The sequence below is a fragment of the Colwellia sp. C1TZA3 genome, assembly GCF_007954265.1.
Lineage (GTDB): Bacteria > Pseudomonadota > Gammaproteobacteria > Enterobacterales > Alteromonadaceae > Cognaticolwellia.
Window position 1 is genome coordinate 157738 of sequence record NZ_VOLS01000001.1, and the last position, 24414, is coordinate 182151.

General features: G+C 40.0%; 16 protein-coding genes. 13 read left to right on the forward strand and 3 right to left on the reverse strand.

Annotation, left to right across the window (positions count from 1 at the left end; genetic code table 11):
* Window positions 1-493 precede the first annotated feature (493 nt).
* The 12 genes from ESZ39_RS00730 (at window position 494) to ESZ39_RS00785 (ending at window position 18766) form a co-directional block, all read left to right on the forward strand.
* Window positions 494-7192: a response regulator gene (locus ESZ39_RS00730; RefSeq protein WP_191321672.1), complete on the forward strand. Its 6699-nt coding sequence runs from the start codon at window positions 494-496 to the stop codon at window positions 7190-7192.
* Window positions 7193-7210: 18 nt separating this feature from the next.
* Entirely contained in the window at window positions 7211-8167 is a 957-nt protein-coding gene (locus tag ESZ39_RS00735; RefSeq protein WP_146877875.1) for a diguanylate cyclase domain-containing protein, read from the forward strand.
* A gap of 192 nt (window positions 8168-8359) precedes the next feature.
* Window positions 8360-8983: a guanylate kinase gene (gene gmk, locus ESZ39_RS00740; protein WP_146877876.1), complete on the forward strand. Its 624-nt coding sequence runs from the start codon at window positions 8360-8362 to the stop codon at window positions 8981-8983.
* 74 nt (window positions 8984-9057) lie between these two features.
* Window positions 9058-9333, forward strand: a complete 276-nt coding sequence (gene rpoZ, locus ESZ39_RS00745) for a DNA-directed RNA polymerase subunit omega (RefSeq protein ID WP_146877877.1) — start codon at window positions 9058-9060, stop codon at window positions 9331-9333.
* A 210-nt stretch (window positions 9334-9543) separates the two neighbouring features.
* Window positions 9544-11649 (forward strand): bifunctional GTP diphosphokinase/guanosine-3',5'-bis pyrophosphate 3'-pyrophosphohydrolase, encoded by a 2106-nt coding sequence (gene spoT, locus ESZ39_RS00750; protein WP_146877878.1) that lies wholly within the window; start codon window positions 9544-9546, stop codon window positions 11647-11649.
* A 17-nt stretch (window positions 11650-11666) separates the two neighbouring features.
* Window positions 11667-12056, forward strand: coding sequence for a RidA family protein (locus ESZ39_RS00755; protein ID WP_146877879.1), 390 nt, complete (start codon window positions 11667-11669; stop codon window positions 12054-12056).
* 80 nt (window positions 12057-12136) lie between these two features.
* Window positions 12137-12847, forward strand: a complete 711-nt coding sequence (gene trmH, locus ESZ39_RS00760; protein WP_146877880.1) for a tRNA (guanosine(18)-2'-O)-methyltransferase TrmH — start codon at window positions 12137-12139, stop codon at window positions 12845-12847.
* 29 nt (window positions 12848-12876) lie between these two features.
* Complete coding sequence (recG, locus tag ESZ39_RS00765; protein ID WP_223270186.1) at window positions 12877-14976, forward strand: ATP-dependent DNA helicase RecG; 2100 nt, start codon at window positions 12877-12879, stop codon at window positions 14974-14976.
* A 206-nt stretch (window positions 14977-15182) separates the two neighbouring features.
* Window positions 15183-15971 (forward strand): bifunctional demethylmenaquinone methyltransferase/2-methoxy-6-polyprenyl-1,4-benzoquinol methylase UbiE, encoded by a 789-nt coding sequence (gene ubiE, locus ESZ39_RS00770; protein ID WP_146877929.1) that lies wholly within the window; start codon window positions 15183-15185, stop codon window positions 15969-15971.
* A 4-nt stretch (window positions 15972-15975) separates the two neighbouring features.
* On the forward strand, window positions 15976-16617 hold the full coding sequence (locus ESZ39_RS00775) for an SCP2 domain-containing protein (protein ID WP_146877882.1): 642 nt from the start codon (window positions 15976-15978) through the stop codon (window positions 16615-16617).
* A 9-nt stretch (window positions 16618-16626) separates the two neighbouring features.
* A complete protein-coding gene (ubiB, locus tag ESZ39_RS00780; protein ID WP_146877883.1) occupies window positions 16627-18192 on the forward strand; it encodes a ubiquinone biosynthesis regulatory protein kinase UbiB in 1566 nt (521 codons plus the stop codon).
* 94 nt (window positions 18193-18286) lie between these two features.
* Window positions 18287-18766, forward strand: a complete 480-nt coding sequence (locus ESZ39_RS00785) for a DUF1456 family protein (RefSeq protein ID WP_146877884.1) — start codon at window positions 18287-18289, stop codon at window positions 18764-18766.
* A 47-nt stretch (window positions 18767-18813) separates the two neighbouring features.
* Here ESZ39_RS00785 and ESZ39_RS00790 read toward each other — a convergent pair whose 3' ends face one another.
* Together ESZ39_RS00790 and rep are read right to left on the reverse strand one after the other, a co-directional pair.
* On the reverse strand, window positions 18814-19800 hold the full coding sequence (locus ESZ39_RS00790; protein ID WP_146877885.1) for a GGDEF domain-containing protein: 987 nt from the start codon (window positions 19798-19800) through the stop codon (window positions 18814-18816).
* Window positions 19801-19928: 128 nt separating this feature from the next.
* Complete coding sequence (rep, locus tag ESZ39_RS00795) at window positions 19929-21947, reverse strand: DNA helicase Rep (protein WP_146877886.1); 2019 nt, start codon at window positions 21945-21947, stop codon at window positions 19929-19931.
* 177 nt (window positions 21948-22124) lie between these two features.
* Here rep and ubiK point away from each other — a divergent pair, with 177 nt between their 5' ends.
* Window positions 22125-22376 carry a ubiquinone biosynthesis accessory factor UbiK gene (gene ubiK / locus ESZ39_RS00800; RefSeq protein WP_146877887.1) on the forward strand — a complete coding sequence of 84 codons (252 nt, stop codon included), beginning with the start codon at window positions 22125-22127 and terminating at the stop codon, window positions 22374-22376.
* 53 nt (window positions 22377-22429) lie between these two features.
* Here the strand turns inward: ubiK and ESZ39_RS17915 are convergent, their stop codons facing one another.
* On the reverse strand, window positions 22430-24061 hold the full coding sequence (locus tag ESZ39_RS17915; RefSeq protein WP_223270187.1) for a DUF418 domain-containing protein: 1632 nt from the start codon (window positions 24059-24061) through the stop codon (window positions 22430-22432).
* Between the last annotated feature and the right edge of the window lie 353 nt (window positions 24062-24414).

Below are 24414 nucleotides of genomic sequence, written 5' to 3' on the forward strand. Positions count from 1 at the left end.
TAGTGTAATACCAGTTCCATTAAGTTTGTGATCTTGTTGTGCGCAGGAAAAATAACTCAAGGTAAGGCGCTCGATTGAGCAATAGCTGGCTATTGGGAATGAGAGCAACACAGCCTTGAGCTATTTTAACGAGTACAAGTGAGCAATAACTTAATGGGATTGGTATAAGTAGTAACAATGAAGCTTTTTTAGCTCCGATGACTAATTCGTCTGTACATTGAATATCGCGGTGCTAAGCTAATTACATAACAAATGATGAATGCATAGCCAACCGATTAAATAATAGTACAGCGTTGAGGCTTAGTCGCGAGTTGAGCACAAACAATAAAAGCAAATTAAGTATTTAAAACAAGGTGAAGTAACGCTCGAACATTCACCCCCCCCAAGTCTAGCTAATAATAAATCAAATATTATAATAAAATTTGTATGCTGTTTATCCCAAATTAACAACATTTGAATATGTCTTACATGTAATCAACTTGGTATAATGCAAATGATAGATTTTCAAGGCTACAACTTCGTAAAAGAACAGCAAGAAGTTTCAAGCTTGGTAAAAATATTTGTTGTCAAAAATGATAAAGAGCAACAATTTTTAGTTAAGCGCTTAAAAAAAACAACTAATAACCAAGCACTTGTCCGCTTTAAAAGTTGTTTAGCCTTGCAAGATCAATTACCCATTAAGCAACTAGTTGCGCCACTTGAAATTTATGACGAAGCGCAATATTGCTACGCGTTATTGCCTTTCCCACCACATACAAAATCGCTGACTGACTTGTCATTAACCCCGCTATCATTGGCCAATAAATTACAAATTTCTATCAATATTTGCGAACTTTATGCCCAACTACATCAACTCGGTTTCATTGTAAATAACATTTGCCCTGATCATATTTATATTGATGAAAATTTTCAGCCACTATTGTACGATTTAAGTTTTGCGACAAAAATATCTGCACTGCATAAAAAAACCACCAACAGTAATGTTGAACGACCTTATTTAGCAACATTAGCACCTGAAGCCAGTGGCCGAATGAATCATGCCATTGAAGTTTACTCTGACTTTTACTCTATCGGTGCAAGCTTATTCAACTTATTTACTGGTCGCTTACCTTTTATTTATGCTGATGAGATGGAACTCGTTCATGCTCACATTGCCAAAAAACCCAAACTTGCCAACCAATACAATACCGACGTACCCGCAGCAGTCGCTAAAATACTGGCACAGTTATTAGAAAAAGAACCTTCTCAACGCTATCAAACCGCTGTTGGGCTTAAAGCAGACTTTATTCACTGCGCTACCGACTTAAAAAAGTTCGCCAAGGTTAGAGAATTTACATTAGGTAAACAAGACGTTAGTAATAAGCTTATTTTTTCAGCTGCTATTTTTGGGCGTAAACAAGAACAAGATATTTTATTACAAGCCTTTAACGCGGTTGAACAAGATAAAAGCAGTAAAATCTGTTTGATCAGTGGCCACTCTGGGTCGGGGAAATCACGCCTTATTAAAGAGTTACATCGGCCGATCATTGAAAAAAAAGGTTATTGTGTTCAAGGTAAATATGAACAATATAAAAAAAACGTCCCCTATTTTGCACTAATTCAAGCGATGTCCGAACTTGTTGAGCAACTGCTGGGTGAGAGTGAAAAGAGCCTGAGCAACTGGAAAAAAGTCTTGCTAACCGCCTTGCAAGGTAACGGCCAATTATTGATAGAACAGGTGCCAGAACTTGCGCTTATTCTTGGCATACAACCCACCCTTGCTGAATTGCCAGCAGCAGAAACTCGCAATCGTTTTAACGCAACGCTGGTCAATTTTTTACAAGCCTTTGGCCAGCAAAATAGCGTTGTAACAATTTTTATTGATGATATGCAATGGGCTGATATCGCCAGTATTCAATTGTTGCAGTATTTAGTAAAGGCTAAATATAGTACTAATTTACTGCTAATTATTGCGTTTCGAGACAATGAAATAATCGCTACCCAGCCATTAAATTTACTCTTAGAAGCTATAAAACAAACTCAGGCTTTTCACACGCAGATTAATTTATTAGCACTGGATGCCCGCGCAATCACAGAGTTTATCGCCGCATCACTGTCACTAAAGCCTGAAAAAACACAACATTTAGTTAAGATCGTTATTGAGAAAACTGCCGGTAATCCTTTTTATATTAAAGAATTTATTAAGTCTTTAAATGAACAAGGCATATTAACTAGAAATAAACAAAATCACTGGCATTGGGATGAGCAACTAACACACAAGCTTACAGCAACCGACAACGTGGTTGAAATAATGGCCTTACGCTTAACCCATGTTTCAAAAGCAGGTCAAAACATATTATATCATGCAGCATGCATTGGTAGCGTTATCCCCGTTAAGTTATTAACACAGGTGCTTGGCGTAACTAATCAAGAGCTTGAGCAAGCATTACGGCCTTTAATTACCGATGGTTTAATTATTGCCTATTCACAAAATCAGTCAATGGAGGCATTAGAACAAATTAAATTTGCGCATGATAAAATACAACAAAGTGCTTACTTGCTGACTAATCCGGTAGCAAAAGCACTTATCCATTACAAAGTTGCGCAGTATTTCATATCTGCTATCTATACCAAAACACCAGAAAACTCAGCAACTGAAGAGAATGTTTTTGATTACATTGAGCATCTAAACTTAGCCTCATCTTTATATATTGAACAAGGTAATGAAAAATTATTAGCACACTTTAATGATATTGCCGGCGAAAAATCTTTAGAAATAAATGACTACAATAGTGCACTTTATTACTTTGAGCAGGCTGAAGACTATTTAGGCAAACTTTACTGGCAGCAAGAATATGCTTTAAGCGTTCGCATCACCTTAGGCAAAGCCAATGCGCTGTATTTCCTGCAAGACTACGGCCAAGGTAATTTACATTTTCAACAACACTTTGCGCTAATTAACGACGTTATTGCTCAAGCACGTTTTGCCAAAATTCAAGTGTTGTCACTTATTGCGCAAAACCAAATGCAAAAAGCGTTAGATTTGGGTATCGCCACATTAGCTGGTATTGCGATTACACTACCTCAAGCTGACCAATCCCTAAACTATTTAGCCATAGAGCAATATTACAAACCTGAAAAAATTACCGACCTGATTCATTTGCCAGCTATGACCGACAAACGTCAATTATTAGCCTTAGATATCCTTAACGCCATTCAAACTCCCGCTTACTTATTAAGCCCTGTAGCCTATATGCGTATTGCTTACACGGCACTTGAGTTATGTTTAACTGCTGGGCTTTCAGCGTTAAGTGCGAAAGTATTTGTTAGCCATGGACTATTATTATGTGGAGCATTCAGTCGCTTTAAAGCGGGCTCAGATTTTGCCGCTTTAGCAAAAAAAGTCAATCTACAATACCCCTCTGAGCCTATTTATGTAGAGGTTGAGTTCATCTATAATGTCTCAATTACTCACTGGACATCGCCACTGAGTGAAACTTTAAAACCACTGGAAAAAAATTTTTATCAGGGTATTGGGTGCGGCAGTGTTGAGTATGCTTTTAACAGTGCACTACTGCATAGCATGCACAGTTTATTCAGTGGTAAGGAACTTAGTATATGCAAAAAGATGATGGCACGATATGCTGAGTTAATGCAAAGCAAAAAACAGCATTATCAACAGGTGATAATGCAAGTGTGGCAACAGTTAATTAACAATTTTCAAGATGAAAATACCGACATAAAAAACTTACAGGGTGAGTATTTTAATGAGAAATTACAACTACCTACCCTTATAGAAACTAAGAATATTAATACGTTATTTTCCTATCATTTAGCACTGATGATCCAAGCTTATTTATTTAATAATATCGCTCAAGCTCATGCGCAAATGCTGCTTGCACAGCCTTATCTACATGCCGTGGTTTCTTTATATCATTTTGGTGAGTTTCACTTTTACGCCGCACTAATCTGTGCTCAGCATTGTCATAATCAAGCCGCTGAGCCACAAGAAAATCATTATCATGAAAATATTGTACAGATAAATACTAGCCTTGATTTAATCACGCAATGGGCCAATAACAGTCCCGAAAATTATCGTCATAAAGCAAAACTTATCCAAGCTGAATTACAGTGCTTATTAGAAGACAGCGCCGCATGGCAAAACTATGATCAAGCTATTATCCTAGCAAAGCAACACTTAGCGCATCATCATGTTGCCCTTGCTAATGAACTGGCTGGTAACTATTGGTTAGCCGCCAATAAAAAATCGCTAGCAACAGAATATTATCAACAAGCATTTAACGGCTACCAAATCTGGGGGGCCAAGCATAAAGCGCAACAATTATTAACCTTACGCCAATCACTGTTAATTGCACAACGTCATGACCGCGATAACCTGCCAAGTGATAAACAACACAATAATGCTCAAGAGCTTGATCTTACCTCGGTACTAAAAGCCTCTGAAACCTTAAGTGGTGAAGTAGATTTATCAGCATTTTTACACCGAATGATGGTTATCATTATTGAAAACGCCGGCGCTCAAAATGGCGCCTTATTATTGCAAAGTGATGGGATTTTAAATATCGAAATTGCTTTATCTCGTGATGGTATGGCCAATACCCAACAGCAACTATTGCCTTACTCGATCATTAACCTGGTTTCACGTACCCTAAAAGCGCAAGTTTTAACGCATATAAGTGCTCAAGAGCAATTTTTATCTGATCCTTACTTTGAAGACCATCAGCCAAAATCAATACTTTGTTTTCCCAGCATCGTCAAAGGTAATTTACAAGGCATTGTCTATCTTGAGCATTACGATGTTGAAGGCGTATTTAGCAATGAACGGGTGAATGTTTTGCAGTTGCTTGCCAATCAAACTGCTATTTCGTTTGATAACGCCAAACTGTATCAGCTGATAGTCAATTATAGTCGTAATCTTGAAGATCAAATTTTTCAACGCACCAAAGAATTAGCCGCAGAAAAAATTAAAGCAGAACAAGCAAGCCAAGCTAAGTCTAATTTTTTAGCCAATATGAGTCACGAAATCAGAACCCCCATGAACGCAGTCATTGGTTTAAGTCAGCTCGCTTTGCGCACCGAGCTTTCAGTAACACAACAAGATTATTTAGACAAAATACAAGACTCCTCAAAATCATTATTAGGGTTAATTAACGATATTTTAGATTTTTCTAAAATAGAAGCCGAAAAACTCACCCTAGAACACATTGAGTTTTCTCTAGACGATATGCTGCAACGTGTGGTTAATGTTTGTACCTATAAAGTACATGAAAAAGGGTTAGAGTTTGTTATTGATATAGCGCCTGATGTACCAAAAATAATCAAGGGCGACCCGTTGCGTTTACAGCAAGTTATCGTGAACTTGGCCAATAACGCCTTAAAGTTTACCCATGCTGGGTCTATTCATATTTGCATTGAAAAACACAGTGAGAATAGTCAAACAACGTGCCTAAAATTCTCGGTACACGACACGGGTATAGGCATGAGCCAACAACAGCAACAAGGCTTATTTCAATCGTTTACCCAAGCTGACGATTCAGTCACCCGTAAATACGGGGGCACGGGTTTAGGTTTAGCCATCAGTAAACAATTGGCTGAACTGATGCATGGAGAAATTTCCCTTAAAAGCGAACTCAATGTTGGTTCAACCTTCAGCTTTACCGCAAGTTTTGAACATGCTCAACCCGCGCTTGACATTGTCCCAACCATTAATCGACAAGTACTACCTAACTTAAAAGTTTTAGTTGCCGATGATAACGATATCGCCAGAAAGGTCTTAATTGAAGCCTTAGCTTATAATAAAATTACTGCCGATGGCGTCAAAGATGGTGCCCAAGCGGTCGCGGCGGTACTTTCTGCACAACAAAATAACACCCCCTATGATATGGTCATGATGGATTGGAAAATGCCTAAGATGGATGGCATCCAAGCAGCAAAACATATTCAAGCACAAACACAGAAAAAACTGCCTCATATCTTAATGATTTCTGCCTTTGATAAAGACGAAGCAAAAACTTTAGCCATTAATACTGGTATTGAACAATTTATTGAAAAACCAATTAACCCATCGACATTAACTAACATCATTATTGAATTATTAAATAAAGAGAGCGAACATATTATTGTGGATAACGTCCAACCAGAACTGATAGTCCCAAATTTAAGTGCCTATAGCGTTTTGTTGGTTGAAGATAATATGATCAACCAACAAGTCGCAAAAGAGTTTCTAGCTGACACAAAAATTACCATTGAGTGTGCAGAAAATGGCCTTATTGCCTTAGAAAAGTTGGCCACTCACGCTTTCGATTTAGTCTTAATGGATATTCAAATGCCAGAGATGGATGGTTTAACGGCAACAAAAGAAATTCGTCAAACTTTAACATTACAAGACTTACCCGTTATTGCCATGACCGCACACGCAATGAAAGGCGATATAGAAAAAAGTATCGCAGCAGGCATGAACCTACACCTCACCAAACCTATTGATCCAGAGTTATTATATCAAACACTCCGTCAGTATTTAGTTAAGCCAGACGCTACTCTGCAGCATAAGCCTGCTAGCTCAGCACAATTGAGCGACAGCCAGCAAAAATTAGCCAAATTTCGACAAACAACCATTTTATCGGTTGATGACGCGCTCAAAAACCTGCAAGGCAAAGAAAGTCTTTATACTGAATTAATTGATGATTTTTGCCTAAATTATCAAGTACTAGCACCAGCCATGGTGCAATTTTATAACTTGAAGCAAACAGAAGTTCTCTATCGCAGCGCGCACTCGCTAAAGTCAACCGCACAATATATTGGCGCGTATGAATTAGCGGCCAGTGCTAACGCCCTGGAAAACGAAATTCATCATCAAGGTCCATATATTGAATTAAAACTCAACCAAGTGGTCACAGATTTAGACCTTATTATTAAGCAATTAAATAACATTTATCATCCGCTAACATTAACGAATAATGATCAACAACTTAACAGCAAAAAAGTGGAAAAAATTATAGCAAAATTAAAACCTTGCTTAATATCTGCTAATATTCAAGCACAAGACATTAGCCAACAATTAATGGTACTTGGTTATGAAACACCCTACCATCAACACATAGCTAACATCGAAAAGTTAGTCAACAACTTTGACTTTGATGAAGCTTTAACGGCATTATTAGCCTTAGAGCAAAAAATAAGCAACGCTAAGTAGCTTGGGTATAGAGATATAATGCAATCACTCAACAAGGAAGAACGCCGTAGGGCGCATGAACAAAGCTACACGCTATTGTGTATTGACGATGAAAGCATCAACTTAAAAGTACTGGCATCTATTTTTAAAGATCACTATAACGTGGTCGCTTGTAAAAGTGCTAAACAAGGTTTTCAGCTCGCTTTGCAGGAAAACCCTGATATTATTTTACTTGATGTACTCATGCCCGAAGAAAACGGTTTTGAGCTTATGGAAAAGCTAAAAAAACATCCTAAACTAACCAGTATTCCGGTGATTTTTATTACCGGTTTACAAGAGGTCGAAGACGAAGAAAAAGGCTTAATGCTCGGCGCGTGTGATTATATTCAAAAGCCCTTTAATTATAGTATTGTTAGGGCGCGGGTTAATACCCATTTAGAAATCATCCGTCAAAATAACTTATTGAAAAATATTGCTTTATTTGACAGCTTAACCGAGTTACCGAATCGGCGAAAATGGCTACAAGATAGCAACGAAAGTTGGCTCTGCGCCAGACAAACACGAAGTGCTATGGTGTATGGTATTATCGATGTTGACCACTTTAAAAAATATAATGACCATTATGGTCATCCACAAGGTGATGTGGTTTTACGAAAAATTGCTCAAACCATTAAACGTAACTTATACGATTATAATGGCGCTGTTTTTCGCTGTGGCGGTGAGGAGTTTCATTTTTACTTCCCGGTAGTAACAAGCTGTACGGCGTCAACCGTGCTGTCTATTTGTCTTAACAGCATAACTGAGCTCGCTATTGAACACCACGCGGTTGACACTGGTTGCCATGTTTCGGTGAGTATTGGCGCTATACAAGTCATTCCACATAACAATCTCACCGTAGATCAAGTTATGCAGCAAGCCGATGAAAGATTATATTTAGTTAAAAAAGACCATCGAAATGCCTTTAGCCTGCTCGATCTAGAGCAGAACAAACAGTAAAGCTCTGTCAATATTGACTAATTTCATCAGCAAACACCTATTATTGCAAAGACAAATTAATGGGAAACAAACTAAATTTTAGGTATAGTGCGCGCTATTAATATTGACTACGCCAATTGAAATAGTGCTCAATTCATTATAGTAATTGGCATTACTATTAGCTGTTATTTACTCAGCTACCAAGGATAAATTGTGACAACTAAAGGCAACCTTTTCATTCTATCTGCCCCTAGTGGCGCAGGTAAATCGAGTTTAATCTCCGCTTTACTTAAACAAACATCACCGAGACCCATGCAAGTTTCTGTTTCACACACAACGCGCGATCCCCGCCCCGGTGAAGTTGACGGTCAACACTATCACTTTGTTAGTCAAGAGCAGTTTAAGCGTGCCATTGCTGATAAACACTTTTACGAATATGCCGCCGTATTTGGTAACTTTTATGGCACCAGTGAAATAGCTATAGATCAACAGCTTGTACAAGGTATTGATGTTTTTCTTGATATTGACTGGCAAGGTGCACAGCAAGTTAGAATAAAAAAGCCAGACGTAACTACCATCTTTATTAGCCCGCCATCAAAACAAGCATTAGAAGAGCGCTTACGTGGCCGTGGCCAAGACAGTGAAGAGATTATTCAAACGCGCATGGCACAAGCACAGACAGAATGTTCGCATTATCAAGAGTTTGACTACATTATTATCAACGATAATTTTGAGCAAGCCTTAGCAGACTTGACCACCGTCGTAAAAAATCAGCGTTTAAAGCGCAGCCAACAAGCCAGCGAACATCAAGGCTTATTCGAAGAATTATTAGCGTAGAGCGCTTGCTTACTTACCCGTAGATCAAGTAAACTACGCGACTATTTTATAAATTTAATTGCTGGAGTGACCAAATGGCTCGCGTAACTGTTGAAGATGCCGTAGATAAAGTCGGTAACCGTTTTGATTTGGTGCTAATTGCATCTCGTCGTGCTCGTCAAATTGCTACGGGTGGAAAAGACCCCTTGGTTGACCCTGAAAATGACAAACCAACAGTAATAGCTTTGCGTGAAATCGAAGCCGGTCTTATTACCACTGCAGTAATGGACAAGTCTGATCGTCATGAGCAAGTACAACAAGATGATGAAGAATTAGATAAGATTGCTGCCATTGTCGGTGGCAACCAATAATTTTTACTTACGTTTAACGTTAGTGACGACATTAAAACGCGTAAATTACCTCACAGTAATTTACGCGTTTTTTATTATCTGTTCATTTTTTAGTAAATTAATGATAAAAATCCATGCTAGTGCGCTTAAACATTGGCATAGCGACAAAATAATCGTATTCTAAACTTATCACTGAAATCTGAGTCACTCTCATCATTAAGGAATTACTGAGTGTACCTTTTTGAACCACTAAAAGAACACGTATCAAGTTATCTGTCAAAAGTACAGATTGACCTATTAAAGCAGGCCTACATTGTTGCGCGTGAAGCACACGACGGCCAAATGCGCTCAAGTGGTGAACCTTATATAACCCACCCAGTGGCGGTTGCGCTTAACCTTGCGAAAATGCATTTAGATCACGAAACTTTAATGGCAGCCTTGCTGCATGATGTGATTGAAGATACCGCTACCACCAAAGACCAGTTAGCCGAATTATTTGGCCATACGGTGGCAGAGCTGGTTGAAGGTGTCAGTAAACTCGACAAGCTAAAATTTGATAATAAAGAAGAAATGCAAGCGGAAAACTTTCGCAAAATGGTCTTGGCCATGGTGCAAGATATTCGTGTTATTTTAATTAAGCTTGCCGATCGCACCCATAACATGCGGACCTTAGAGTCATTACGGCCTGATAAACGTCGACGAATAGCCCGCGAGACCTTAGATATCTATGCGCCAATAGCTAATCGTTTGGGTATTCATGACATCAAGAATGAACTGGAAACCTTAGGTTTTGAAGCCCTCTATCCGATGCGTTCACGGGCATTAAAGTCAGCGGTAAAACAAGCACGTGGCAACCGTAAAGAAATTGTCAACAATATCCAAGCAGAGTTGACCCGCCGCCTAGCGGAAAATGGCATTAAAGCCCAAGTTATTGGCCGAGAAAAACACCTTTATTCCATCTATAAAAAAATGCAAAATAAAGAATTAATGTTTAATGAAGTGATGGATATTTATGCCTTTAGAGTTATTGTGGGTGATAAAATCGATGACTGTTATCGCGCTTTAGGTGCAGCCCATAACCTATATAAACCGATTGAATCACGTTTTAAAGATTATGTTGCCATCCCAAAAACTAATGGTTATCAATCACTACATACTTCTTTAATTGGCCCTCATGGTATTCCGGTTGAAATTCAAATTCGTACCCACGATATGGACCAAATGGCAGACAAAGGTGTAGCGGCTCACTGGTTATATAAACAAGACGGCAAAGACACTGGCACAACAGCGCAAATGAAAGCACGTCGCTGGATGCAAAGTTTATTAGAATTACAACAAAGTGCGGGTAGCTCATTTGAGTTTATCGAAAATGTAAAATCAGATCTTTTTCCAGAAGAAATTTATGTTTTTACTCCCGACGGCCGTATTATTGAATTGCCTATGGGGGCAACAGCGGTCGATTTTGCTTATGCAGTGCATACCGACGTGGGTAACTCATGTGTGGGCGTAAAAGTGGAACGTAAGCCCTTTCCATTAAGCCATCCCTTAGATTCAGGCCAGACGATTGAAGTGGTCACCTCTTCGGCTGCCCGACCTAATGCGACTTGGCTTAACTTTGTTGTTACCGCAAAAGCCCGCTTGCAAATTCGCACTTACTTGCGCTCGCAAGAAAAAACCGAGTCACTTGCCTTAGGTAGGCGCTTACTTAGCCACGCGCTTGGGGCGACAAAACTTGCAGATATTGCCGCAGAAAAACTCAACCAAGTGGTTAAAGACACTGGCAATAAAACCACTGAAGATTTACTGATCAATATTGGCCTTGGCAATGCACTAAGTATAGGTATCGCTAAACGTTTAAAAGACGAATTTACTGACGAGTCAGATATACAACCCAAAACTAAGAATAAAATGCCCATTAAAGGCACCGAAGGCATGATGGTCAGTTATGGTAAGTGCTGTAGACCTATTCCCGGTGATTCTATTCTAGCTTATTTAAGTCCAGGTAAAGGCTTAATGGTTCACCAACATGGCTGTAGAAATAATAAAGGTCATGAACAAGGTAGCTTGTTCCCGGTCCGGTGGGATACTGATATCGACCGCGATTTTATTGCTAAATTACGTATCGAAATTCTCAATCATAAAGGTGCACTTGCCGCCTTAACCAATGTTGTTGCCCGTTCTGGCTCAAATGTACACACGCTCAATTCCGGTGAGAAAGAGTCTGGCTTGTACCTAATTGATATGGAAATCACGTGTCGGAACAGGGTTCATCTTGCCAAAATAATCCGAAAAATTAAAGTTATGGGCGACGTTCAACGTGTTGTCCGTAACAAATAGGAAAACTTAGGAAAATTATGAAAACAATTATTAATACAGAAAACGCTCCGAGTGCAATCGGTACTTATAGCCAAGCGGTAAAAGTTAATAACACCGTCTATCTGTCAGGTCAAATTCCTTTAGTACCCGCCACTATGGAAATAGTTTCTGAAGACTTTGCTGAACAAACACAACAAGTATTTAAAAATATTGTTGCAGTATGTGAAGCGGCAGGTGGCAATATCAATGACATGGTAAAAGTGAATATATTTTTACAAGATTTAGCCAACTTCGCAACAGTTAACGAAATTATGAGTCAATATTTTCAACAGCCCTATCCAGCAAGAGCTGCGGTACAAGTAGCACGGTTGCCAAAAGACGTCGCCATCGAAATTGACGGTATTATGGAATTACCCAATTACAGTTAACGCTAAGCAGTAACACTATCTAGCGGCAAGCAACACTGATAGAGGCTTGCCAATATTTTACTCAACCTTAGAACCAGTATATGACTCCGGATAGACTACAAAGAATTAACAGCATGTTAGATCAGCGCCAACCTGATTTAACCATATGTATGGAGGGCGTGCACAAAACTCATAACTTAGCCGCCGTAGTTCGCACCGCAGATGCTGTTGGTGTTAGTGATGTACACGCAGTATGGAAAAATGAAACCATGCGTATTTCTGGTGGCAGTGCCGCGGGGAGTCAAAACTGGATAGACGTGCATAATTACAATTGCACTGAAGACGCAATTATCGAGTTAAAAAAACAAGGTATGCAGGTCTTGGTAACAAATTTATCGGCTACCGCCGTAGACTTTCGCGAGATTGACTACACCAAGCCAACCGCTATTATTCTTGGACAAGAAAAGTTTGGCGCCTCGGCTAAAGCCCTTGAAATGGCTGATCAAGACATCGTTATTCCTATGGTGGGCATGGTGCAGTCATTAAATGTTTCTGTTGCTTGTTCTGTTGTCTTGTATGAAGCCCAACGCCAGCGTCAAGCGGCGGGTTTATATCAACAGCCCAGAATAAGCCAGCAACGCCGTCAACAGAAATTATTTGAAGGTGGCCATCCTATTTTTGCCAGCGCCTGCCAACGTAAAGGCTTGCCCTATCCTGCGATCGATGAGGCTGGGCAAATTGTTGCCTCTGAGCAATGGTGGCAACAAATGCAAATGACCCAAGATGCTTGGCAAAAAATAGACGACGCATAAACTTTAAACTAATGGCAAAGGAGCCTGCGGTGCCTCGAGCAACGGAAGCATTAACTAATTTAGCCCAAATCCCCGTCACCACCTTAAAAGGTGTCGGCCCTGGAATGGCCACTAAATTGGAAAAAATTGGTCTAGTGTCATTGCAAGACTTACTTTTTCATTTACCGCTACGTTATGAAGACCGCACACGTGTTAGTGCGGTGCGTGCGCTTATGCCTGGACTTTTCACCAATATTATTGGCGAAGTCACCCAAAATGAGATCATACAGGGCAAGCGCAGAATGATGCTAGTGACTATCAATGATGGCACTGGCAGTATCAATCTACGTTTTTTTCACTTTTCTGCTAGTCAAAAAAATAGCTTAGCTGTTGGGCTCAACATTCGCTGTTATGGTGAAGTTAATCGCGGCATGCGTGGCTTTGAAATGGTACACCCAGAATATAAAGCCCTAGATCAAGATCAAGCATTAACCGCTGCTGAAGAAACCCTGACACCGGTTTATTCAACCACCGACGGCTTAAGGCAAATCTCTTTACGCAACCTAACTGAGCAAGCGTTAATGCATTTGCAAAGCGGCAAAGTAGAAGAATTATTGCCGGTTGAAATTAGCCAGCAACAATACAGCTTAGCTGAGGCGCTAGCCTTAATTCACCGGCCACCACCAGAAACCTCAGTGGTATTAATGGAAGATGGCAAACACCCCGCACAACTGAGGTTGATTAAAGAAGAGTTATTAGCCCATAACCTCAGTATGTTGAAGTTACGCGCCGCCAATGATCACCACCCCGCCGTTGTTTTGGCTATAGATGCTCAACTAGAGCAAAGCTTTTTAGCGTCATTACCCTTTTCACCCACAGGCGCACAAGCCAAAGTCACCGCAGAAATACGCACCGACCTACTAAAACCTATGCCGATGATGCGCTTGGTACAAGGTGACGTCGGCTCAGGCAAAACACTGGTTGCCGCGTTAGCCGCATTAACTGCTATTGGCCAAGGCTTTCAAGTCGCCCTAATGGCACCAACAGAAATATTAGCGGAACAACATGCGATTAATTTTGAAAAATGGTTTGGGCCACTGAGTATTTCAGTCGGCTGGTTGGTGGGGAAAACCAAAGCTAAAGCAAGACGCCATGCTTTAGAGCAGATAGAAAATGGCAATATGCAAATGGTTATTGGCACCCATGCCTTGTTTCAAGAGCAAGTTATATTTAACAAACTCGCACTGGTTATCATTGATGAACAACATAAATTTGGTGTCCATCAGCGTTTATCGTTACGTGAAAAAGGCGCATGGCAAGGTAATTACCCACACCAGTTGATCATGACTGCAACCCCTATTCCACGTACTTTAGCGATGACTGCTTATGCCGATTTAGACACTTCAGTCATTGACGAATTACCGCCAGGACGCACCCCTATCACTACAGTAGCCTTGCCGGATAGTCGCCGAGATGATGTGGTTGAACGCATTCGTCAAGGTTGTACCAAGGATAACCGCCAAGCCTATTGGGTATGTACCTTAATTGAAGAGTCCGAGGTCTTGCAATGCCAAGCCGCAGAAGATAGCGCGGTGTATTTACAAGCACAATTATCCACCCTAAAAATTGGTTTAGTGCATGGCCGAATGAAGGCGGATGAAAAGCAAGCCGTGATGGAGCGCTTTAAACTTGGCGAACTTGACGTGTTAGTTGCGACAACCGTTATTGAGGTGGGTGTGGATGTGCCTAATGCTAGTTTAATGGTGATTGAAAACCCTGAACGTTTAGGACTAGCACAACTACATCAATTACGCGGCCGTGTTGGTCGTGGCTTAGTGGCGTCTCACTGTGTATTAATGTACAAAGCACCCTTGACTAAAACCGCAACCAAACGTTTAAAAGTACTTAGGGAAAGCAATGATGGCTTTGTTATCGCACAAAAAGATCTCGAAATTCGCGGGCCTGGTGAATTGCTTGGCACCAAACAAACCGGTCTAGCTGATCTAAAAATTGCTGACCTGCAGCGAGATGCCCACTTAATACCAGAAGTCCAACAAGATGCTCACCTGATATGGCAAAAATACCCCGAGCAGGCAAACGCCCTAATTAATCGCTGGTTAGCCAACCGTGAAAAGTACTCTAATGCTTAATGCCAAGGGCTTAAACAAATGAAGCCATTTATCTATGACCTTTAAACGACAAAAATAGCGATGAAAATCAATTACCAAAAAGCTTTTTTTATCCCAAACTTATGTTGTACCAAGTTGATTAATAACCACTACCATGATCTCAAGTGTTAATTAATCTAAAAAAATGCGGTAAACTAAGCTTAATTATAGTTAACAGCGAAATCATGATGTCTTCACACGATCAAAATCATCCGATTAATAATGACAATAGTGACGAAAACACGACCCACTTTGGTTTTCAAACGGTCGAAAAAAATGAAAAAGAATCGAAAGTGGCCAGCGTGTTTCATTCTGTTGCTCAGCAATATGATGTGATGAATGATTTAATGTCATTCGGTATCCATCGCTTATGGAAGCGTTTTACTATCGATGCCAGTGGCGTACGCCCGGGTAATAAAGTATTAGATTTAGCTGGTGGCACAGGCGATTTAACAGCAAAATTCTCTCAACTTGTTGGCCGTGAAGGTAAAGTAATATTAGCAGACATCAATAGCTCGATGCTCAATGTTGGGCGTGATAAATTGCGCGACCGTGGCTTAGTGCAAAATATTGAATACGTGCAAGCCAACGCGCAATATTTACCGTTTGAAGATAATACCTTTGATATTATCACCATTGCTTTTGGTTTACGCAATGTTACCGATAAAGACATGGCATTACGCTCTATGTATCGTGTGCTCAAGCCTGGCGGCCGTTTATTGGTGTTAGAGTTTTCAAAACCAGAACATGAAATAGTCAATAAAGCCTACGATTTCTATTCTTTTAACATCTTACCTAAAATAGGTGAGTTAGTGGCAAAAGACGGTGATAGCTACCAGTATTTAGCAGAGTCTATTCGTATGCACCCTGATCAAGAAACCCTGAAAACCATGATGGATGCTGCTGGCTTTGAACAAACCAGTTTCAAAAATTTAACTGGTGGGGTTGTAGCCTTGCATAAAGGTTATAAGTTTTAACCTTATGCCTCAAACTATTAGTCAGCAACTTATGTTTGCTCAAACCCTAAGTGCAGTGCTTGAAACCGTTATCAATCAGTTTCTGGGTTATAATTTGCACGGTATTCGGGCCTTAAAGCCGTTATCTGAGAAAACACTCACCATTAAACTTGCCGAATTACCATTTCCTTTAAGCTTTACCGTTAGTGATGAAAAAATTCATGTTAGCAGTAATGATGAACATAACGATTGCTGTTTAATCACCAGTATTAGCAGCTTAATTGAATTAAAAAAAGAACAACAACTTACTGATTTAATTAAGAAAGACAAGCTCGATATTCAAGGTGATTTAAAAGTAGCGCAGCGCTTTGCCGACATTGCGCAAACACTTGATATTGATTGGCAAAGTGAGTTAGCCAAACGTATTGGTGATATTCCTGCCTACAAATTAGGCCAACTGGGTCGTAAGCTACTAAATAAATTAAATTTTGCTAGGACAAAAATTCAAGTAGATGCCAGCGAATGGCTAATAGATCAGAAGCGCCTAATAATAACAGCCGCTGAAATGTCTTATTTTAATCATGATGTTGAAGATGTTGCACAACAAGTTAGTGCTTTAAGCCAACGACTTGATAAATTAACTAAACACATAAGCAAATTATCATAAGGGTCTGTGGTGAGCAGTAAACGTTTATACAAAATAGTAAAAACCTTTCTTCAGTTTGGGCTTGATGAACTTCTACCTGAAAAATATCTGCCGTGGTATCTAAGAATATTACGCAGCTCATTATTTTGGCTACGAAACAAACACCCAGACATAAGTAAGGCGCAGCGCTTTCGAATGGCGATAGAATCATTGGGTCCGGTATTTGTTAAATTTGGCCAAATGCTCTCAACCCGCCGAGATTTATTGCCTGACGACTTCGCCAATGAATTAACCTTATTGCAAGATAAGGTTGCTGCCTTTGCTGGCGAAGACGCCGAAAAAATTATTATCGCGGCCATCGGCGCAGAAGCTTTTGCACAACAATTTAAAGATTTTGATCTCAGCCCTTTAGCATCAGCGTCGATTGCTCAAGTACATACCGCTACCTTGTTACAGCAAGATGGTGAACAAGAAGTAGTGTTAAAGGTATTGCGGCCGAACATTACAGAAACCATCATAGCTGACCTGAACGTGATGTCACTCTTTGCCAAAATTGTCGCTCGTTGGTTACCCGATGGCAAACGTTTACGTCCTCTAGAAGTTGTCGCTGAATATAAAAAAACCATGTTAGAAGAATTAGATTTAAACCGTGAAGCCGCTAATGCTATGCAGTTAAAACGCAATTTTAGCCAAGGGCGAGATAGCGATCAGGTGCTTTATGTGCCAGAAATCTACAGCGAATACTGTTCGAAAAACGTCATGGTAATGGAGCGCATATACGGTATAGGTGTAGGTGACATTGAGGCCTTACTGGCAAAAAATGTTAATATGAAACTACTCGCTGAACGTGGTGTTGAAGTATTTTTCAGCCAAGTATTTCGAGATAGCTTTTTTCATGCTGACATGCACCCAGGTAACGTATTTGTTGATGCAACAAACCCTAACGACCCCACTTGGATTGCCATTGATTACGGTATTGTTGGCACCTTAAATCGCGAAGATAAACGTTATTTAGCGGAAAACTTTGTTGCTTTTTTTAACCGTGACTACCGCAAAGTGGCACAATTACATGTTGATTCAGGCTGGGTGCCCAGTGACACTAGCGTTGATGAATTTGAGTTTGCCATACGGACAGTATGTGAGCCCATCTTCAATAAACCTTTGTCTGAAATTTCTTTTGGTCAGGTATTAGTCAATCTTTTTAATACCGCACGTCGCTTTAATATGGAATTACAACCCCAGCTAGTATTACTGCAAAAAACCCTACTTTATATTGAAGGCTTAGGCAGACAGCTTTATCCCGCTTTAGATCTTTGGCAAACAGCCAAGCCATTTTTAGAAAAATGGGTTAAAGAACAAATGGGTATTAAAGCGGTTGTTAAGAAAGTAAAAGACAACTTACCCTTTTGGAATGAAAAGCTGCCGGAAATACCTGACTTAGTCTACGATTACTTAAAAACTAATCGAGCAGCGCAGCGTCAGCAATTAATTACCCTGCAACAGATACAGTTGCAGCAGCAAAAACACAGCAAGCACATAACAAAATTGGCCATTATAGCCACAGTTATTATTTGCTTGACCATTAGCTTTACTTAATAAGCTTTAAAACTTACAACATACAGCGCCAGAACCCAGTACTTTATGTTAAATATTAAGTAATAAAAACCAAATGAATTCAACAGGAAAACACATGACTAACAACGAAGTTTTACATCACATTCGTTATATATTTACCCTAAGCAACGAAAAAATAGCGGCTATTTTTCAATTGGCACAATGCCGACAAACTGATGAAGAAATTAGCAATTTTTTCCGTAAAAACGGTGAACAATCATTTGCTCGTATCGCTGATAACATTTTAGCGAGTTTTCTTGATGGCTTAATCATCGAATGTCGAGGAGCAAAAGAGGGTGCGCAAGCGCAGTTGAATCAGCCGATAAATAACAATATTGTCTTTAATAAAGTAAAAATCGCTTTGGCGTTAAAGGCTGAAGATATTATTACCTTGCTCAATTCTGCTGAGTTAACCTTAAGTAAACATGAGCTGAGTGCTTTTTTCCGTAAACCCGAACATAAACACTTCCGTGCCTGTAACGATGACACATTATTGAAATTTTTTAACGGTTTACATTTAGAAAATCGCCAAGCCATTGTAGAAATAAAAGAGTAATACCAAGCTCAATAACGATAGCTAGGGTATAGATAACTCTCTATACCCTAGCTATCGTTCTCTGCAACTTCTGCCTCTACAACCACCCGATTTCGGCCACTATCTTTTGCTAGATATAGCGCAGCGTCTGCACGGCAAATCCAAGCTTCTGCCGTTTCACCTGCTCGGTATTGTGCGACACCAATAGAGACAGTAACTGAAATATCATTAGGGAAAATAGTGCCTGCAATTAAAACACATAGCTTTTCAGCAACTCGTTTTGCCTCAGCTAGATTAACTGTTAACGGTAAAAGAATAAATTCTTCGCCACCATAGCGATATAAATCATCCAGTGACCTGCTGTGTTTTTGAATCAATGCCACCAACTCGACCAACACAGTATCGCCGTTTGCGTGGCCATAGCTATCATTAATTTTTTTAAAGTAATCGACATCTAATAATAATAACGACACTTTTGAGGGGACTCTCTTTTGATCAACTAAAATTTTTGCAAGCTTAATGTCTAGAGCACGGCGGTTACCCGACAAAGTTAAGGGATCAATGCTGGCTAACAAAACTAACTTACTGTTGGTTTTACTGTAGTTGTCAAAAATCACATAAGAAAATACAGCAGTTAAAAATAGACTGAAATTGATGGTTAAAAACTCTAAGAGACTAATCGTGGGCCATAAAGTGCTAGCAATTACCGCAATAGCAACAAAACAGATGAGACCTGCAGGTCGCGCGGGTATCATATAAAAAAAGGCAATTATTGAAGGGTACAACCAAAATAAATGTGATTGACCACGAATAGCGACAGTGGTCACGATAGTGACCGCCAAAAAGCTGCATAATAAAAGCTTTGCCGTGTTAACTTTTCTGGAAATATAAACAAAAACAAAAAAAGCAGCTGTTACAATCACAATAGTGGCATCAATAATCGCCATCACAAGATCACCATCAAGCCAGCGTAAATAAACAAATGGTGAGATAATAATAACTGTAAACGCACTGAATATCAGTAGCATTTTTTCTAATACTGAACGCTCCATCATTTTATTTCCTGCTGTAAGTATTATTTTATTGAAAATATGAACTTAACCATCGATTTTTAAAACAAGAAAGTCATTTAAATAATTCCAATCAATGTAACTAAATGTAACTAGGTTAGTTTTAGTGTATATTATTTTTTATCTTTTAGCATCTCACGTAAACCCGCCACACCCATTTTTGCTGTCGCTTGCTTTTTTTCGATACTTTGCTTAGTTTGCGTCAATTCCCAGCTTAGATCATCTTGCGGTAACTCATGTAAAAACCGACTGGCTTCTGTGCGAGAAACTTCGCCATACTGTCGCCGTTCGCGCGCATAAGTAAATATTAACTCTCGCTTGGCCCGAGTAATACCCACATAGGCTAAACGGCGCTCTTCTTCGACATTACCCTCATCCATACTGGTTTGATGCGGCAATAAACCTTCTTCCATACCAATGAGAAAAACATAAGGAAATTCTAGCCCTTTTGAGCCATGCAAAGTCATCAGCTGAACTTGGTCAGTGTCTTCTTCATCCTCATTACGCTCCATCATGTCACGTAAAGTTAAGCGTGTAACGACTTGCGCTAAAGTCATTGGCTCTTCATCTTCTACACCTTCGAGCATTTGTGTTACCCAGCTAAACAACTGAGTAACATTTTTCATCCGCATTTCAGCAGCTTTTGCACTTGGTGAACTATCGTATAACCAATCTTCATAGTTAATTTCACGTACCATTGAGCGCAATACCACCGAGGTATCGCCACGCTCGGCCTGATCGGCTGTTGCCACTAACCAATGGGTAAATTTTTGCACACTGATCAGACCGCGACCACCTAAATGTTGCTCTAAGCCTAATTCGAAACTGGCTGCAAACATGCTAATTTGACGCATATTGGCGTAGCTACCCAGTTTTTCTAAAGTTGTTGGGCCAATTTCTCGGCGCGGGACATTTACAATCCGTAAAAAGGCGTTATCATCATCCGGATTTACTAACACCCTTAAAAACGCCATCATGTCTTTGATTTCAGCGCGGGAGAAAAACGAAGTACCACCATTGATTTTATAAGGTATACGGTTGGTTATCAGCGCTTTTTCAAGTAAGCGCGACTGATGATTGCCACGATACAAAATCGCATAATCTTTATATTTACTCTTATTTAAAAAGCGGTGGCCGATTAGTTCACCCACCACTCGCTCAACCTCATGGTCTTCATTTTTAGTTTGTAGCACCCGTAACTCAACGCCGTAATTGAGCTCACTAAATAGCGCTTTATCATAAACATGAGGATTATTAGCAATCAGCGTATTGGCACATTTTAAAATACGGCCACTAGAGCGATAGTTTTGCTCAAGTTTAATCAGCTTAAGATTAGGGTAGTCTTCACCTAATAGCACTAAGTTTTGCGGTTTAGCCCCGCGCCATGAGTATATTGATTGGTCATCGTCACCCACTACGGTCAATAAGCCTTGCTGACCGGTGATTTGCTTGATTAATTCATATTGACTGGCATTAGTATCTTGGTATTCGTCTACCAACATATATTGAATTTTTTGCTGCCAACGCGTCCGTACTTCTGGGTAATTACGCATTAATAATGTTGGCACTAAGATCAAGTCATCAAAGTCTAGCGCGTTATAGGCTTTCATATGCTTTTGATACAGCGCATAAAATTCGGCAAAAAGTTGAGCATCAGCATCGCTAGCTTGTTTCATCGCGGCGTCTGGCAGTAACAAATCATTTTTCCAATTGGAAATCATCATCTGCAATTTATTGATTAAATCTTTATCGCCATCAAGTTGCTCTTGGGTAAGCTCTTTTAATAATGCCAAGCTGTCTTGGTCATCAAATAAGGTAAAGCCTGGCTTATAGCCTAAGGTTTTTAATTCTCGACGAATAATGTCTAAGCCCAAGGAGTGGAAGGTCGATACTGTTAAGCCACGGGTCAGTGACTTATCCATCATTTTAACCACCCGCTCTTTCATTTCACGTGCCGCTTTATTGGTAAAGGTTACCGCGGCAATATGCTTGGCTTTATAACCACAGTTTTGAATTAAGTACGCAATTTTCTGACAAATAACCCCAGTTTTACCACTGCCAGCCCCCGCTAGTACTAAGCATGGACCTTCAACATATTTTTTTGCTTCATTTTGACCTGGGTTTAGTTTCATTGCTGCGCTTTGACTCAATTGGTGGATAAGATAGTCGGCTGTCGATTTTACCTGTTTTTATCGCAAGACAACATCAACTTTCTGTCTAGTTAGCTAATTTTTTAGCGGCTTTAATGAAGATATTATGATCAAAAGCGCTTACAATAAGTACATTGTTTACCAAAAAAGAACTTTCTAATGATTAGCGCTAAAAAAATAGAAGAACTCGCCAAACAAGTCACTGATTCAATGCCTGCCGGCTTAAAAGATTTTGCCCATGACATGGAAGATAGAACTAAAGTTGTCTTGCAGCGTAAACTGTCACAGCTTGACGTAGTAACCCGTGAAGAATTTGATGTGCAAACCCAAGTGTTAATTAAAACCCGCGCTAAATTGACCGATCTTGAAGCGAAAGTTGCAGAATTAGAAGTAAAACTAGCAGCACAATAGCACTGTTTGTAAGGCCTTAAAGCAATTAAAGGCCTTACAAAGCAGCGTATTTATTACAGACGCATGGTTTGTAGCTTTTTATAAGATAAACAGCGCCATAGCCACTCTAATGGCCCAAAAGCGTAGTGATTTAACCACCAGCGTGAAAACCCTAGTTGCAAGGCAATAATGGCGAAAACAATTAACATTTGTGGTGCCCGAGATATTGCACCAAAATAGCCACCCGCGTAACCATAAAATATACTGCTTAAAATCACTGAATGCATAATGTAATTGGTTAATGCCATTCTACCCATGGGGATGAATACGGCTAAAGGCTTGTGCCATTTATTATGAGTTAATAAAGCCATGATCAAGCCAAAATAGCCAACCGTCATGACAAACTGGCCAATAAGAAATAATGTTTCACCCACCACTTGTAATAACATCACTTGCTTCGCAACCGGGTGTTGGGCGACTAACAAACCTCCCACTTCCAATACTGTTCCTAGCCCAATACCTACATAGGCCATGACTTTAAAAGCTCCAGCGTGCTCTTGATAGTGCTTCATTATCGAACTAGACACTAACCAATAGCCTAAAATAAATATCGGCAGTAGCATAGTAAAAGCAAAGGGGATGGTAAACGTCAGCATAAATAAGGCAAAATCAAAACGAAACTCTGTGGCCTGCCAATAGCTACCTTCTGTAAAGACAGTAATTTCTTCAGCCTCGTCGGTTTGCATTTCTGCTTGCTGAGCAACTATTGCTTGCGCCTGCAATTCTATTGATGCTTGAGCAGAAAATTCGAGATCTTCTTCAACGGCGTCAGCGCTATCAATTGTCGGTTTTACTGGCCTTGAGATTGAGGTTGGATCTGAAGGCAAGCTTGATTGCTGTGTATTAACATCCACCGTCAGCTCACTCACTCTCTGCTGCTCGACAGCGTTAATATCAGGTATTGTTGATTCTACTGCTATTAATTTTTTTGCTGTCGTCGCTGTTAGCGCGTCACTGTCTTGTTGATCTAATGCTGCCTGCGCTAAATGTATTGCCTTAACCCGTTCAGTAACGTTTATTTGCTCCTGCCACTGGGCGGTTAAGGCTTGAGTATCATGACTTAACCCAAAACCAATACCGGTTAACACAGAAATAAAAATAGGGACCAACAACCACACCACCGCAAGTTTGAAAAATGATTTCGGATTATCATATTGCTGAAATTGTGGTTTTTTGAGTAAGGTCACCCAACCCAGCAATAACAAGCCGGCAAAGCCATAATCATGAAGAATATCACCGCCCCATAAAAACACCATATGCAGAAAACCAAAGACCATTAAAACCAGCATACGACGTGAAAACCAAGCACCAAAGGGGCGATCTGCCGCTTTCGCCCTAATCAGTATCACCGCAAAGCCCATGCCGAATAACAAAGCAAATAACTTATAAAACTTACCTTCGACAAAACAACGAATTAGCCAGCCTATCGCATGGTCTAGACCGGTTAAGCTGGTGTCTTGGCTACCTAAACTGCTCATGGCGCGGTTAAACCACTCAATGTTCATTAAGAGAATACCAACCAGTGCCAAACCCCTAAGAATATCCATTGCGTCAATACGTTCGCTGATGGCAATCGGTACTAAGTTTGCAATTATTGGGCTGGGAGAGGTACTTGGCTCTGGCACATTGGCTTGAATGTCTGACATAAAATTTCCTTTTTTATATGTTATACCAATCCCATTAAGTTATTACTCACTTGTACTAGTTAAAATAGCTCAAGGCTGTGTTGCTCTCAATCCCAATAGCCAGCTATTGCTCAATCGAGCGCCTTACCTTGAATTATTTTTCCTGCGCACAACAAGATCACAAACTTAATGGAACTGGTATTATACCAATTTGATTAATTAAGTGATCACTTGTACTGGTTAAAATAGCTCAAGGCTGTGTTGCTCTCACTCCCAATAGCCAGCTATTGCTCAATCAAGCGCCTTACCTTGAATTATTTTTCCTGCGCACAACAAGATCACAAACTTAATGGAACTGGTATTATTCACCTTAT